The sequence below is a fragment of the Tabrizicola fusiformis genome (assembly GCF_013328815.1).
GTDB lineage: Bacteria > Pseudomonadota > Alphaproteobacteria > Rhodobacterales > Rhodobacteraceae > Fuscibacter.
The window spans coordinates 357,329-371,765 of record NZ_JABUHN010000003.1; the positions used below are offsets into that span (position 1 = coordinate 357,329).

A 14,437-nucleotide genomic window follows, 5' to 3' on the forward strand; every position below is an offset into this window, starting at 1 on the left:
CATGAAGAAACTTGTCCTTTCCCTGTCGCTTCTGGCTGCTACGCCGGCCATGGCTGCTTCCGGTCCGTTCTTTTCGCTGCACAACACCAACTTTGTTGTGGCGATTGCCTTCCTGATCTTCGTCGGCATCCTCTTGAAGTTCAAGGTTCCGGCCAAGCTGGGCGGGATGCTGGATGCCCGTGCCGCCCAGATCAAGGCCGAGCTGGACGAAGCCAAGGCGCTGCGCGAAGAGGCGCGGGTTCTGCTCTCCTCCTACGAGAAGAAGCAGAAAGAAGTGCAGGAGCAATCCGAGCGCATCGTCGCCGCCGCCAAGGAAGAGGCGCTTGCCGCTGCCAAACAGGCGAAGGAAGACCTGACGGCTTCGATTGCCCGCCGTCTGGCGGCTGCCGAAGACCAGATCGCCTCGGCCGAGAAATCGGCGATCCGCGAAGTGCGCGAACAGGCGGTTCAGGTTGCCGTCGCCGCTGCGGGCAGCATTCTGGCCAAGCAGTCCAGCGCAGCTTCGGCTGCGGCTTCGATCGACGACGCCATTGGCCAGGTCGAAGCGAAGTTCCACTGATATTGCCGGCCTACCAGCACGCCGAAGGCCCGGGTCAGCCCGGGCCTTTTGCTTTTCAGCGGCTGCGTTCGTGTTCAAGACGCTGGCGGGCGATTTCCTCGTTCCGGGTGGCGCGGCTCTGGTCGGTCATCGACTGGCGGACGTAATCCATATGCTGCGCCACCGCTTCACGCGCGGCGGCACCGTCGCGGGCCTGCAGGGCGGAATTGATAGCCCGGTGCTGATCCAGCAACTGGTCACGGGTCATCCGGTTGCGGAACATCATCTGGCGATTGTAGAAGACCCCCTGCCGCAGCAGCTCATACATCGAGCGCATCATGTGCAGCATCACCACGTTATGGCTGGCCTCGATGATCGCCATGTGGAAATCGGCATCCAGCCCTGCCTCTGCCGTGGGATCACGCTTTTGATGCGCCGCCTCCATCTTGGCAAAGATGGTGTCGATCACCTCAAGATCGGTGTCCGAGCCGTGCCGCGCCGCCCGCTCGGCCGCCAGCCCCTCCATGTCGCAGCGAAAGTCGATGTAATCCGCGACCGCTTCGTCATGGGCGGCGAAAAGGTCGATCAGCGCCGGAGAAAAGGCCGATCCCAGCACATCACCCACGAAAATCCCGGCATTCGGGCGGGCCTCCAACAGGCCGCGGGCCTGCAACTCGGCCACCGCTTCGCGCAGCGACGGGCGCGAGACGCCAAACCGTTCGGACAATTCCCGCTCTGACGGCAGGCGCTCACCGGGGTGCAGAATGCCGCGCAGGATCAGAAGCTCGATCTGGCTGACCACGCCGTGCGACAGTTTTTCGGCTTCGATTTTCCGAAACGGCATGATTGAGGCCCCCGATTGGTCGGATGATATGACCAATTTGCGGTTGCCTCAATGTCAAAGGGCCGGAAAATCCGGCCCTTTGCACAGAAATCCGGCAACTGTCAGCGCGTCGGGCGAATGATGATCTCGACCCGGCGGTTCTGGGCCTGACCTTGCGGCGTCAGGTTCGAGGCGATCGGCTGATCCTCGCCGCGGCCGATGGTGGCGATCCGGCTGGACGGCACACCCGAGCCCATCAGAACCCCCGCCACCGAAGCGGCGCGGCGCTGCGACAGATCCTGATTATAGGCGGCGGTGCCGGTGTTGTCGGTATGGCCGATCACCTGAATCGTCGAATTCGGGTATTTCAGCAGCGATTGCGCCACCGCCTGCACGTCACGCGACAGGTCGGGCCGCAGGGCGGCGCTGTCGGTGGCAAACAGCACATCCTGCGGCATGTTCACGACCAGATAGTCGCCATAATTGGTCACGGTGATGTTCGGGTTCGAGAAGGAATTGCGCATCTCAGACGCCTGTCGGTCAAGATCCTGACCGATCAGCGCCCCTGCCCCCGCACCCAGCGCGCCGCCCAGAATGGCGCCCTTCAGCTTGTCATCACCCTTGGCGATCGAAGCCCCTGCCGCCGCACCGATCAGGCCGCCGATCACGGCGCCATTCTTGGTCCGGGCGTTGGGATCGTCCGGGTAGGCTGCGGGGTCGACACAGGCCGTCAAGGCCAATGCGCTGGCAATGCTCAGGAAAATCGGAGTCTTCAAAGTCATTTGGCTGCCTCGTCTGCTGCACGGGCCCGTTGCGGGCCTCGGCCTGCTTATATCAGCCTTGGCGACAGCGATACAGGGCCGCCCCCCTTCGGGGCAGGTTTCCGCCCATCACGAAGCTGTGCGGACATCATCGCGTGCCGCCTCCCAGGCGAGAATGGCACGCTTGACCGGCAGTCCCCAATGGTAGCCGCCAAGGCCGCCGTCGCGGCGCAGCGCCCGGTGGCAGGGGATCAGGAAGCTGACCGGATTGCGCCCCACCGCCGTTCCCACCGCCCGCACCGCGCGGGGCAGACCGACCGCGCCCGCGATCTCGGAATAGGTGGTGACATGGCCCGACGGCACCCGCATCAACGCCTCCCAGACCTTGATCTGGAACGGCGCGCCGATCAGATGCAGCGCCGCCTCCCCCCCTGCCCCGAAGGCTGCCGCGACCCAGGGGCGCAGCGCCTCGGGGTCTTCGGTGTAACGGGCCTTCGGCCAGCGGCGGGTCAGATCCTCCATCGCGGCCTCGGCGCCCATCTCGGCGGCGAAACCCAGACCGCAGATGCCCTTGTCGGTCCCCATCACCAACGCCGGACCAAAGGGGCTGTCGAACCAGCCCCAGCGGATCACCAGCCCTTCACCCGCGCGGGCATAGTCGCCGGGGCTCATCGCCTCCCACCGCAGGAAGAGGTCGTGCAGCCGCCCGGTGCCGGAAAGCCCGGTCTCCAGCGCGGTTTCCAGCACGGTGAAGCGGTCGGCCAACAGGCGGCGGGCGTGATCCAGCGTCAGATATTGCTGATAGCGTTTCGGCGAGATGCCGACCCATTGCGAGAAAACCCGCTGGAAATGCGCGGGCGACATGCCCATCTGCGCGGCAAGGTCATCCAGCGTCAGACCGGGCCCACCGGCATCGATGATCTTCAGCGCGCGGGCGATGACGGCGTAATGATAGGCGGGGCTTTGGTCGGTCATGTCGGTTCTCCTGCCGCCAGATTAACGGATGCCCCCCGCAAGGCGACCCGAATCCTGCGGCAAGGTCGCTTGCCCGGGCGGCAGCCATAGTGCATATCGCGGCTATGGTCCGCCAACTCGATTATCCCGCGATGCAACGCATCTTCGCCCGGTTCCAGGCCCTGGAACCCGAGCCGAAGGGAGAATTGGACCACACCAACGCCTTTACCCTGCTGGTGGCCGTCGCCCTTTCGGCGCAGGCGACGGATGTGGGGGTGAACAAGGCCACCCGCGCCCTGTTTCCCATTGCCGACACACCGGAAAAGATGCTGGCCTTGGGGGAAGAGGCGCTGATCGGCCATATCAAGACCATCGGCCTTTACCGCAACAAGGCAAAGAACGTGATCCGCCTCAGCCAGCTTTTGGTGGATAACTTCGGCGGTCAGGTGCCCTCTTCCCGCGCGGCGCTGCAATCGCTGCCGGGGGTGGGGCGCAAGACGGCCAATGTCGTGCTGAACATGTGGTTCCGCCAGCCGGCGCAGGCGGTGGATACCCATATCTTCCGCCTCGGCAACCGCTCCGGCATCGCGCCCGGCAAGGACGAGGTGGCGGTCGAGCGCGCCATCGAAGACAATGTGCCTGCCGAATATCAGTTGCACGCCCATCACTGGCTGATCCTGCACGGCCGCTATATCTGCACCGCCCGCAAGCCCCGCTGTGGCATCTGCCCGATCCGCGAGGGCTGCCTTTTTGAGGACAAGACCCCATGAAGCGTTATCAGGTCGTCGGCATCGGCAATGCCATCGTCGATGTGTTTTCCCCCGCCGACGACAGTTTTCTGGAACTGATGGGGATTGAGAAGGGCATCATGCAACTGGTCGAGCGCGAGCGGGGCGAGCTGCTTTACGCCTCGATGAAAGACCGGGTGCAGGCGCCGGGCGGCTCGGTCGCCAATACGCTGGCGGGGCTTGGCAATCTGGGGCTGACCACGGCCTTCATCGGGCGGGTGCATGATGATGCGCTTGGCCGTTTCTATGCCGACAGCATGGCGGCGCAGGGCACCGATTTCGTCAATGCTCCGGTGCCCGGCGGAGAATTGCCCACCTCGCGTTCAATGATCTTCGTGGCGCCGGATGGCGAGCGGTCGATGAACACCTATCTCGGGATTTCGTCCGAGCTGGGCCCCGAGGATGTGGCCGATGACGTGGCCGGACAGGCCGATATCCTGTTCCTCGAAGGCTATCTTTATGACAAGCCCAAGGGGATGGCGGCTTTTGAGCGGGCCGCGAAGCTCTGCCAGCAGAACGGCGGTCAGGCCGGGATCGCCCTGTCGGACCCGTTCTGCGTGGACCGTCACCGCGGTGATTTCCGCCGTCTGGTGCGCGACCTCGACTATGTGATCGGCAACGAGCATGAATGGTCGTCGCTCTATCAATGCGACCTTGAGGCGGCGCTGGCGCAGGCGGTGCAGGATGCCGGGCTGGTGGTCTGCACCCGGTCCGGCGACGAGGTGATCCTTCTGCGTGGGGCGGAGCGGGCCGTGGTGCCGGTGCGCCGCGTGGTGCCGGTCGATGCCACCGGCGCGGGCGACCAGTTCGCGGCGGGCTTCCTCTATGGCCTCTCCACCGGGCGCGGGCTTGACGTGGCGGGTCGCATGGGCTGCGTTGCGGCCGCCGAGGTGATCAGCCATTACGGCGCCCGCCCCGAAGCCGATCTGTCTGACCTCTTCGCCCGGGCTGGCCTGATCTAGCGCACCGCCTCCAGCACAGCGTCTTTCATGCGGCAATCGCGCAGGGTGTCGGCGCCGCAGCGGCGCGGGGCAAGGTCGGCGGTCAGGCACAGGCGGACCTCTTCGATCATGCCCTGATCGCAGGTGACGGTGATCTGGTCCGCCTTCAGCCCCGGATTGGCCTCCAGAAAGGCCGCCTCGACCACTTCGGCAGGCACGCGCAAATCCTTGCTGATGCGGGCGAAAACCGGCGGGATCGTCACGCTGTCATAGGCGCGGCGCGACAGGGCGAAATAATCCGGCGCCGACAGGGCGGTGCAGCGGCCATGTTTCTTCCATTCGTAAAAGGCCAGCCCTGCGCCGCCCATGATATCGGCCATCGCCGCCGTCTCGCCCCGGGTGGGGTCACGCTCGCCGGTGCGGCAATAGCTGGGCCAGCCGGCTTCATGCTGCGGCCAGAGCCCGTGCAGCGTGAAGGTCAGGCCGCGCCCCGCATCGCATTGCGGATCGCCCCGCCCGTCGCCCACCAGCGCGCACCAGTTGGCCGACCAGGAAAGCGACAGGACATAGTAATCGAAATCCCCGGCCCGCTCCCCCTCCGCCCGCGCGGTGGCGGGCACAACGGCGCCCGCCAGACAAAACGCAGCGAGCCAGCCCCAAAGAAATCGCATTTTCCCTTTTCCTCTGCCCGAAATCGCACTATATGACCGCTTGAATTCCCTGAAAACGTGGAAGTCGCGGCCCCGGTCGCAGCCGTTTTCCCGGCCCGGGAAAGATTTGTAAAGCCCGCCCTGCCGTGGGCATGAAACTGAAAGGGTGTCCGATGACGAAGCCGCTCATGGCCAAGGCCACTGCCGTCTGGCTTGTCGATAATACCACGCTGACCTTCCGTCAGGTCGCCGATTTCTGCGGCATGCACGAGCTTGAGGTGCAGGGCATCGCCGATGGCGATGTGGCGACGGGAGTGAAGGGGTTCGATCCGGTTGCCAACAACCAGCTTGACGCGATCGAGATCGAGAAGGGTCAGAAAGACCCGCTCTACAAGCTCAAGCTGAAATACAACGCCGCCGCCGTGGGCGAGGAAAAGCGCCGCGGCCCGCGCTATACCCCGCTGTCCAAGCGGCAGGACCGCCCGGCGGCGATCCTCTGGCTGGTCAAGTTCCACCCGGAACTGTCGGATGGCGCCATCGGCAAACTGGTCGGCACCACCAAGCCGACGATTCAGGCGATCCGCGAGCGGACGCATTGGAATATCAACAACATCACCCCCGTCGATCCGGTTGCGCTGGGTCTGTGCAAGCAGTCCGAGCTGGATACTGCCGTTCAGGCCGCCGTGCGCAAGAAGGCCGCCGAAGGCGTGGTGATGACCGATGACGAACGGCGCAAGCTGGTCTCGACCGAACAGTCGCTGGGCATGGCACCCGAAGCCCGCGTGCCCACCGGAATGGAGCTTTTCGGCGAGCCCGAGGAAGACCGCCGCACCGCCGCCGATTTTTCGGATGCGGAAAGCTTCTTCAACCTGCCGCAGGGCAGCGACGATGACGAGGATGAAGCGGAAGACCCGCGCAGCCGCTGATCCGCGGTGCGCAGCAAATCAGGGCTGCCCCGCGGGGCGGCCCTTTTCTTTGCCCTGTCCGTTTGCAGAACGTCGGTGCCGATCTCCTGATCGGGGCGGCGGATCAGTGGGCCATCAGCACCGGAAGCTCGGCCTGTTCCAGCATGTTGCGGGTGGACCCGCCCAGAATCGCCTCGCGGAAGCGGGAATGGCCATAGGCCCCCATCACCAGAAGATCGGCATTCTGGTCGGTGGCGTGGCGTGACAGCACCTCGGACACCCGCGGCAGCGACCGCGCCAGCACCGACACTTCGGCATGAACGCCGTGGCGCACCAGCATCTGACACAGCAAACCGCCCGGGTCCGACCGTTCCGGCCCATGCGGCGGCGGATCGACCACGGTGATGTCCACCATATCCGCCCCCTTCAGCAGCGGCAGCGCCGCCCGGGTCGCGGCCATCGCCTCGGCGCTCTGGTTCCAGGCCAGAATCACCCGGCGCGGCAGGCCGCCCGCGGGCAACCCGCTGGCGGGCAGCACCAGCACCGGCACCTTGGCGTCAAACAGCGCCGCTTCGACCACCGCTTCGCTGTCCACACCCTTGCCCGGCCCATAGGGCCGCGGCAGAACCACCAGATCGGCAAAGCGGGCGCGCTGCGCCACCACGCCGGTCAGCGCGCCGATCTGCGTGACCGCCGCCTCAAGCGCCCAGCGCAGATCGCCGGTTTCGGCCGCCAGCGCCGTCCGCGCCGCAGCTTCGATGGCGCGCGCATCGGTTTCGGCCCGCTCTGTCGCCACCTCCATCAGCACCGCCCCGGCGCCGATATAGGAATAGCCAAGCTGCGTGCGGTCCACCCCCAGCACAAGAATGTCGAGATGGGCATCCTGTGCCCGGGCCAGCCGCGCCGCCGAACCGATGGCAAGCGCCGCATCGGCCGCCGCCGTCAGCACCGTCAAAATTGTCTTGTAGGCCATCGGAAGTCCCTCCGCTTGTGTTAGCCTTGAGATGTCAACCATGGCATGGCGCGGCGGCTGGGCGCATTGACCTCGATCAAGGGGATCGCGCAACATCGTTGACATGGATCAAGGCCCGGTTTCGCCGCGCCTGCGAGAAGCATAGCAGTCAGAAGCTCCTGGCCGAAGTCCGAGTCGCATACTGCGCAGATTTCGGCGGACGGACCCGGACAAAAAGACGAAGGGACGCAACATGTGGGACTACATTAAGCTGATCGTGCTTGGTGCCGTCGCGGTCATTGCCGCGATTGCCGCCAATTACGCGCATGATCTGGCGTATATGGTGAACGCCCTTGTCGTCATGCTCGCCGCTGCCATCACCTTCGTGTGGCAGTTGCGTCATGTCGGCGAGCCGGCGGTTCATCCGGCCAACGAATATCTGGACGGCGTCGTGCGCGCCGGGGTTATCGCCACCACCTTCTGGGGTGTGGTCGGTTTCCTCGTCGGCGTGGTCATCGCCTTCCAGCTTGCCTTTCCGGCATTGAACCTTGGTGCCGTGACAGAAGGCATCCTGAACTTTGGCCGCCTGCGGCCCTTGCACACCTCGGCGGTGATCTTTGCCTTCGGGGGCAATGCGCTGATCATGTCGGCGTTCTATATCGTTCAGCGCACCACGGCGGCGCGGCTGTTCGGGGGCAACCTCGGCTGGTTCGTGTTCTGGGGCTGGCAGTTGATGATCGTTCTGGCGGCGACCAGCTATATTCTGGGCGGCACGCAGGGCAAGGAATATGCCGAAACCGTCTGGTATATCGACTGGTGGATCGTTGTGGTCTGGGTCGCTTTCCTGCTGACCTTCATCGGCACGCTGTGGAAGCGCAAAGAGCCGCATATCTATGTGGCCAACTGGTTCCTGCTGTCGATGATCGTCACCGTGGCGATGCTGCATGTGGTCAACAACCTGGCCATCCCGGTGTCTTTCCTGTCCTCGCAATCGGTTCCGGTGTTCTCGGGCGTGCAGGATGCCATGACGCAATGGTGGTATGGCCACAACGCCGTGGGCTTCTTCCTGACCGCGGGCTTCCTGGGCATGATGTATTACTTCATTCCCAAGCAGGTCGAAAAGCCGGTCTTCAGCTACAAGCTGTCGATCATCCACTTCTGGGCGCTGATCTTCCTTTATATCTGGGCCGGTCCGCACCACCTGCACTATACCGCGCTGCCTGACTGGGCCGCGACACTGGGCATGGTGTTCTCGGTCATGCTGTGGATGCCGTCCTGGGGTGGCATGATCAACGGCCTGATGACGCTTTCGGGCGCCTGGGACAAGCTGCGCACCGATCCGATTGTCCGCATGATGGTGGTGTCGGTCGGCTTCTACGGCATGTCTACCTTTGAAGGCCCGATGATGTCGATCAAGGCGGTCAACAGCCTGTCGCACTATACCGACTGGACTATCGGCCACGTCCATTCCGGCGCCTTGGGCTGGAACGGCATGATCACCTTCGGCGCGCTTTACTTCCTCACGCCGCGCCTGTGGAACCGCGACGGGCTTTACAGTCTGAAACTCGTGAGCTGGCACTTCTGGCTCGCCACCATCGGCATCGTGCTTTACGCCTCGTCGATGTGGGTGACAGGCATCATGGAAGGTCTGATGTGGCGTGAAGTGGATGCCAACGGCTTCCTCGTGAACGCCTTCGCCGACACGGTGGCTGCAAAGTTCCCGATGAACGTGGTGCGGGGTCTGGGCGGTCTGATGTTCCTGACGGGGGCACTGATCATGGCCTACAACCTTTGGATGACCGTTCGCGCACAGCCTGCAAAGGCCCCGGTGAACGCCAACAACTACGTTCCGGCGGAATAAGGGGGCATGGGAAATGGCATTTCTTGACAAACACAAGGCAATCGAAACCCACGCCACGCTGCTTCTGGTGCTGTCCTTCCTGGTGGTGACCATCGGTGGTCTGGTTCAGATCGTTCCGCTGTTCTACATCGAGAACACCATCGAAAAGGTGCAGGGCGTGCGGCCCTACACCCCGCTGGAACTGGCGGGGCGTGACATCTACATCCGCGAAGGCTGCTATGTCTGCCACAGCCAGATGATCCGCCCGATGCGGGATGAGGTCGAACGCTATGGCCATTACTCGCTGGCGGCGGAATCGATGTATGACCACCCGTTCCAATGGGGCTCCAAGCGGACCGGGCCAGATCTGGCCCGTGTCGGCGGCCGCTATTCCGATAGCTGGCACGTCGATCACCTGATGGACCCGCAATCGGTGGTGCCGGAATCGATCATGCCGAAATACAGCTTCCTGCTGAACAACGTGATCGACGGCAATTATATCGGCGACGTGATGAAGACCCACCGGATGGTCGGTGTTCCCTACACCGACGATATGGTCACCGAAGCCAAGGCCGACTTTGCGGCGCAGGCCGACCCGAATGCCGACAGCGAAGGCTTGCAGGCGCGCTATGGCAATGCGGCTTTCGGGGTGCGTGACGTGACCGTCTCGAACTTTGACGGCCAGCCGGAGCTGACCGAGATGGACGCGCTGGTGGCCTACCTTCAGGTTCTGGGCACCATGGTCGATTTCTCGACCTTCACGCCCGATCCGACGCGGTAAGGGGGCAGATATGGACATGTATAGTCTGCTGCGCGAGTTCGCGGATAGCTGGGCGCTGATCGTCCTGACGCTGGTGTTCCTGGGGGTGATCCTCTGGGTGCTGCGTCCGGGCAGCCGGTCGCTTCATGCCGATGCGGCAAATGCGATCTTCCGCAACGAAAAGAAACCCGCCGGCGATGCTGAGGTGCGCAGCACCCCCGCCACCCGGCCCGTGAAGGAGGCGTGAGACCATGTGCGCCAAACAAGTCAAGAACGTGCAGGGCGAAGTTCCGACAACCGGCCATGAATGGGACGGGATTCAGGAATTCGACAATCCCATGCCGCGCTGGTGGGTGTGGATGTTCTACGCCACCATCGCCTTTGCGGTCTGGTATGTCATCGCCTATCCGGCATGGCCGCTGCTGAACAGCGCCACGCAGGGCTATCTGGGCTATGACACCCGGCAAGAGGTCGAGGCAGAGATCAAGCGGTTCGACGATGCCAATGCGGCCATCAAGGCCAAGCTGGTTGCCGCCGATCTGGGCGCCATCGCCAAGGATGACACGCTGAACCAATATGCCACCGCCGCGGGGGCAGCCGTGTTCCGCACCTGGTGCGCCCAGTGCCATGGTTCGGGTGCAGCCGGGGTTCAGGGCAAGGGCTATCCCAACCTCCTGGATAACGACTGGCTCTGGGGCGGGGCGATCGAGGATATCCACACCACGATCAGCCATGGCATCCGCAACACCACCGATGCCGATGCGCGGTATTCGGAAATGCCGAAATTCGGCGTGGACGGGCTGCTGGAACCCGCCCAGATCGAGGAAGTGGTCGAGCATGTTCTGGCCATCTCTGGGCAAGAGCATGACGCGGCCAAGGCGGCAGCCGGGGCCACCGTCTTTGCCGACAACTGCGCTGCCTGCCATGCCGAAACCGGCACCGGCGACCGCGCACAGGGCGCGCCGAACCTGACCGACGCGATCTGGCTTTATGGCGGCGACCGGGCGACGATCAACCACACGGTCACCTACGCCCGTTTCGGCGTGATGCCGTCCTGGACCGGGCGTCTGTCCGAAGACGAAATCCGCGCCGTGGCAACCTATGTCCACAGCCTCGGCGGCGGTGAATGATCTGACCCTGCGGTCAGGCGGAAAGGGGCCCCTCGGGGCCCCTTTTCATTTCAGAACCGGCCCTCACCCGGGCGCGGCAGCAACCAATGCGGCGGCGCCGGCCAATCGCGTGAGGGTTGCGGCGGGGCATCGCGCCATTCGGTGCGGGTGGCGATCCTGAAAGTCTGAGCAAGAAGGGTCAACATGGCGGTATCCTTTGGGCAGTGGTTTCTGTCCTTGAATATCTGCGAAATTCGCGCATCCTTCCAATCAGACGATTATTGACTCCGTAAGGCAGGCTTACATGGACATCTGGCGCAATCTTCCACCGCTGGCGGCGCTGCGTGCCTTTGCGGCCTGGGCCGATTGCGGGTCGATGACGGCGGCGGGGGCGGCGCTGAACGTCTCCCATGCGGCGATCAGCCAACAGATCCGCGCGCTTGAGGCACATCTTGGCCTTGCCCTGGTGGACCGCAGCATGACCCCGCCCACCCCCACCCCCGATGGCGCCCAACTGGCCGAGGTAGCCCGCGCCGGTTTTGCCGCCATGGCGCGCATGGTGGCCGAGCTGACGGGTGCCGATGCCGCAAGACCGCTGCAAATCACCACCTCGCCCGGTTTTGCCTCCGCATGGCTCTTGCCCCGGCTGGGCCGGTTCCGCGCCGCGCATCCCGCCATCAGCCTGATGCTCGACCCGACCCCGGCGCTGTGCCCGCTGACACCCGGCGGCATCGACATCGCCCTGCGCTATGGCCGCGGCGATTGGCCGGGGCTTGAGGCGCATCTGATGATCCCGACGCCGCTTGTGGTCGTGGCGGCCCCCGATCTGGTCCGCGGCATTCCGGCCGATGACCTGCGCGCACTGGCCCGCCTGCCGTGGATCGACGAAACCGGCGCCGATGATTCCGTCGCCCTCTTCGATCGTCATGGCTTGCAGCGTGAGGGCGGCGGCGTGGTCGCCCTGCCCGGCATGTTCAAGATCGAGGCCGCCCGGGCGGGGCAAGGCATCGCCGTGACCTCGCGCATGTTCGTTCAGGCCGATATCGCGGCGGGCCGCCTGCGCGTGCTGCATGAAATCCTGAACGGCAAGGCGTATTGGCTGGTCCACCGGCCCGGAGTGCTGCGTCCGGCAGCCCGTGCCTTTGCCGGCTGGGTCTTGCGCGAGGCGGCGCAGCACATGGCCGAATGCCGGGCCGAAGACGGTGGAATTGCCACCACCATTTGACACAGGTCAAAGACGGCCCGCCGCGATTCCCGCAAGGTCACAGGCGAGCCACAGCGCAAGCTTGGCCCGGCACCGGCGCCCCTGTCCTGTTCGCGCGTTTCCTGGGGGCGCCGGCGCCTCTCTTTCCTCAGGAAAAAGGCCCATCGGCAGCCCACCCTCCCCCGCGCTGCCATGCCGCGTTGAAAAAATGCCCCCGGGATAGATAATTGATGCAAGTCAAGGTGCCCCCCGGCGCATCGGCCCATACCCAAGCCTGTAAGCCTAGGCAGAATCCCGGAGCCTCCTCCCGTGTCCACCACACCCGCAAAAGAACCCAGCCTTTATGTCGCACGCGAGCCGATCTTTCCAAGGCGGGTCTATGGCCAGTTCCGCAACCTGAAATGGTGGCTGATGGCCGTTCTTCTGGGCATCTATTACCTGACGCCATGGATCAGATGGGACCGCGGCCCGAACCTGCCGGATCAGGCGGTGTTGCTGGATTTGGCCAACCGGCGCTTTTTCTTCTTCATGATCGAAATCTGGCCGCATGAATTCTATTTCGTCGCGGGCCTCCTGATCATGGCTGGGCTGGGGCTGTTCCTGTTCACCTCGGCCGCGGGGCGGGTCTGGTGCGGCTATGCCTGCCCGCAGACGGTCTGGACCGATCTTTACATTCTGGTCGAACGCTGGATCGAGGGCGACCGCAACGCCCGCATCCGCCTGCACCGGCAGAAATGGGATGCCGAGAAGATCCGCAAGCGGCTGGTGAAATGGACGGTCTGGCTGCTGATCGGTCTGGCAACCGGCGGGGCCTGGATTTTCTACTTCACCGATGCCCCCAGCCTGTTCTGGGCGCTGCTGGACGGCACGGCGCATCCCGTTGCCTACACCACCATGGCGATTCTGACGGCGACGACCTTTGCCTTTGGCGGCTTCGCACGGGAACAGATGTGCATCTATGCCTGCCCGTGGCCACGGATTCAGGCCGCGATGATGGATGAAGACACGCTGACGATCGGTTACCGCGAATGGCGGGGCGAACCGCGCGGCAAGCAGAATGTCGCGGGCAACGGCGACTGCATCGACTGCATGGCCTGCGTCAACGTCTGCCCCATGGGCATCGACATCCGCAACGGTCAGCAACTGGCCTGCATCACTTGCGGCCTGTGTATCGACGCCTGTAATGACATCATGGACAAGATCGGCAAGCCGCGCGGGCTGATCGGCTATCTGGCACTGACCGACGAGACCGCCGAACGGGCCGGCAATCCGCCGAAATCCGTCTGGCGGCATGTCTTCCGCCCGCGCACCGTGCTTTACACCGCGCTCTGGTCGGCGGTGGGGGTCGGTCTTGTCGTGGCGCTGTTCCTGCGCACCGAGATCGACGTGAACGTGACCCCCGTGCGCAACCCGCAATATGTGATCCTGTCCGATGGCGCCGTGCGCAACACCTATGACCTGCGCCTGCGCAACAAACATGGCGAGGATCACTGGTTCGCCTTTGCCGCAACCACCAACGGCGGCGAGGTGTTCGTGCTGTCGCTTGAGGGGGAAGACATGCTGAAGGTCAAGGTTCCCGCCAACCAGACCCGCACGCAGCGCCTTTACATCACCGCGCCCAGCGGCAGCATCGCCGCCACGCGCGACCGCACCGATGTCCGCATCTGGATTCAGGATCTCGGCTCGGATACCCTGCCCGGGACGGACCGGGTTCACAAGGATACGGTCTTCAACGGAAAGGCGCAGTAAGATGGGCGAGCTGACCGGCAAACACGTTCTGGGCATCACGGTGGGCGCCTTTTCCATCATCATCGCGGTCAATGTGCTGATGGCGTTCAAGGCGGTTTCGACCTTTCCGGGGCTTGAGGTGGCCAATTCCTATGTCGCCTCGCAGACCTGGGATGCCGATATGGCGGCGCAAAAGGCGCTTGGCTGGAAACTGGCCGAGGAATACGACGAGAAGAGCGGCGAGTTGCGCCTGACCTTCACCGATGCCAGCGGCGCCCCGGTGCAGCTTGCCGGGCTGAACGTGCTGATCGGCCGTCCGACCGAGGCCGCCGATGACCAGACCCCGGATTTTGCCCGCGAAGCGGGGGTTTATGTGGCCCGCACCAGCCTTGCCCCCGGCAAATGGATGCTGCATGTCGAGGCGCTGGCCCAGGACGGCACCCCCTATCGCCGCCGCATTGACCTTCTGGTCGAGGGTTGAGGG

General features: G+C 64.2%; 17 protein-coding genes. 11 read left to right on the forward strand and 6 right to left on the reverse strand.

Going from position 1 to position 14,437, the window contains the following annotated elements:
- Position 1 precedes the first annotated feature (1 nt).
- Entirely contained in the window at positions 2–559 is a 558-nt protein-coding gene (locus HS053_RS06560) for a F0F1 ATP synthase subunit B (protein WP_174210410.1), read from the forward strand.
- Positions 560–614: 55 nt separating this feature from the next.
- On the opposite strand, the gene HS053_RS06565 is transcribed toward HS053_RS06560, so the two are convergent.
- The 3 genes from HS053_RS06565 to HS053_RS06575 form a co-directional block, all read right to left on the reverse strand.
- Entirely contained in the window at positions 615–1,382 is a 768-nt protein-coding gene (locus HS053_RS06565; protein WP_174210411.1) for a FadR/GntR family transcriptional regulator, read from the reverse strand.
- Positions 1,383–1,483: 101 nt separating this feature from the next.
- On the reverse strand, positions 1,484–2,143 hold the full coding sequence (locus HS053_RS06570) for an OmpA family protein (protein WP_174210412.1): 660 nt from the start codon (positions 2,141–2,143) through the stop codon (positions 1,484–1,486).
- Between the two features lie 108 nt (positions 2,144–2,251).
- Positions 2,252–3,097: a methylated-DNA--[protein]-cysteine S-methyltransferase gene (locus HS053_RS06575; protein WP_174210413.1), complete on the reverse strand. Its 846-nt coding sequence runs from the start codon at positions 3,095–3,097 to the stop codon at positions 2,252–2,254.
- 104 nt (positions 3,098–3,201) lie between these two features.
- On the opposite strand from HS053_RS06575, the gene nth reads away from it, so the two are divergent.
- Together nth and HS053_RS06585 are read left to right on the forward strand one after the other, a co-directional pair.
- Entirely contained in the window at positions 3,202–3,846 is a 645-nt protein-coding gene (gene nth, locus HS053_RS06580) for an endonuclease III (protein WP_174210414.1), read from the forward strand.
- Positions 3,843–4,826 (forward strand): adenosine kinase, encoded by a 984-nt coding sequence (locus HS053_RS06585; RefSeq protein ID WP_174210415.1) that lies wholly within the window; start codon positions 3,843–3,845, stop codon positions 4,824–4,826. Before nth ends, HS053_RS06585 begins: the two co-directional genes overlap by 4 nt.
- On the opposite strand, the gene HS053_RS06590 is transcribed toward HS053_RS06585, so the two are convergent.
- On the reverse strand, positions 4,823–5,476 hold the full coding sequence (locus HS053_RS06590; RefSeq protein ID WP_174210416.1) for a ribonuclease T2 family protein: 654 nt from the start codon (positions 5,474–5,476) through the stop codon (positions 4,823–4,825). The genes HS053_RS06585 and HS053_RS06590 overlap by 4 nt on opposite strands.
- Positions 5,477–5,628: 152 nt before the next feature.
- On the opposite strand from HS053_RS06590, the gene HS053_RS06595 reads away from it, so the two are divergent.
- The gene (locus tag HS053_RS06595) at positions 5,629–6,381 is read left to right on the forward strand and encodes a DUF1013 domain-containing protein (protein ID WP_174210417.1); all 753 of its coding nucleotides are present in this window, start codon (positions 5,629–5,631) and stop codon (positions 6,379–6,381) included.
- Between the two features lie 103 nt (positions 6,382–6,484).
- Here HS053_RS06595 and HS053_RS06600 read toward each other — a convergent pair whose 3' ends face one another.
- Positions 6,485–7,333 carry a universal stress protein gene (locus HS053_RS06600; RefSeq protein WP_174210418.1) on the reverse strand — a complete coding sequence of 283 codons (849 nt, stop codon included), beginning with the start codon at positions 7,331–7,333 and terminating at the stop codon, positions 6,485–6,487.
- Between the two features lie 232 nt (positions 7,334–7,565).
- Here HS053_RS06600 and ccoN point away from each other — a divergent pair, with 232 nt between their 5' ends.
- The 4 genes from ccoN to ccoP are packed head-to-tail and all read left to right on the forward strand — an operon-like array spanning position 7,566 to position 11,042.
- Positions 7,566–9,173, forward strand: coding sequence for a cytochrome-c oxidase, cbb3-type subunit I (gene ccoN, locus HS053_RS06605; RefSeq protein WP_174210419.1), 1,608 nt, complete (start codon positions 7,566–7,568; stop codon positions 9,171–9,173).
- 13 nt (positions 9,174–9,186) lie between these two features.
- The gene (gene ccoO / locus HS053_RS06610) at positions 9,187–9,933 is read left to right on the forward strand and encodes a cytochrome-c oxidase, cbb3-type subunit II (protein WP_174210420.1); all 747 of its coding nucleotides are present in this window, start codon (positions 9,187–9,189) and stop codon (positions 9,931–9,933) included.
- A 10-nt stretch (positions 9,934–9,943) separates the two neighbouring features.
- Positions 9,944–10,159, forward strand: a complete 216-nt coding sequence (locus HS053_RS06615; RefSeq protein WP_174210421.1) for a cbb3-type cytochrome c oxidase subunit 3 — start codon at positions 9,944–9,946, stop codon at positions 10,157–10,159.
- A gap of 4 nt (positions 10,160–10,163) precedes the next feature.
- On the forward strand, positions 10,164–11,042 hold the full coding sequence (gene ccoP / locus HS053_RS06620) for a cytochrome-c oxidase, cbb3-type subunit III (RefSeq protein WP_174210422.1): 879 nt from the start codon (positions 10,164–10,166) through the stop codon (positions 11,040–11,042).
- Between the two features lie 50 nt (positions 11,043–11,092).
- On the opposite strand, the gene HS053_RS22490 is transcribed toward ccoP, so the two are convergent.
- Complete coding sequence (locus tag HS053_RS22490) at positions 11,093–11,227, reverse strand: hypothetical protein (RefSeq protein WP_277817043.1); 135 nt, start codon at positions 11,225–11,227, stop codon at positions 11,093–11,095.
- 98 nt (positions 11,228–11,325) lie between these two features.
- On the opposite strand from HS053_RS22490, the gene HS053_RS06625 reads away from it, so the two are divergent.
- From HS053_RS06625 to HS053_RS06635, 3 genes are all read left to right on the forward strand, one after another.
- Positions 11,326–12,246 carry a LysR family transcriptional regulator gene (locus HS053_RS06625; RefSeq protein ID WP_174210423.1) on the forward strand — a complete coding sequence of 307 codons (921 nt, stop codon included), beginning with the start codon at positions 11,326–11,328 and terminating at the stop codon, positions 12,244–12,246.
- Between the two features lie 288 nt (positions 12,247–12,534).
- A complete protein-coding gene (ccoG, locus tag HS053_RS06630; RefSeq protein WP_347233302.1) occupies positions 12,535–13,974 on the forward strand; it encodes a cytochrome c oxidase accessory protein CcoG in 1,440 nt (479 codons plus the stop codon).
- Position 13,975: 1 nt separating this feature from the next.
- Positions 13,976–14,434 (forward strand): FixH family protein, encoded by a 459-nt coding sequence (locus HS053_RS06635; RefSeq protein WP_174210424.1) that lies wholly within the window; start codon positions 13,976–13,978, stop codon positions 14,432–14,434.
- Positions 14,435–14,437 lie beyond the last annotated feature (3 nt).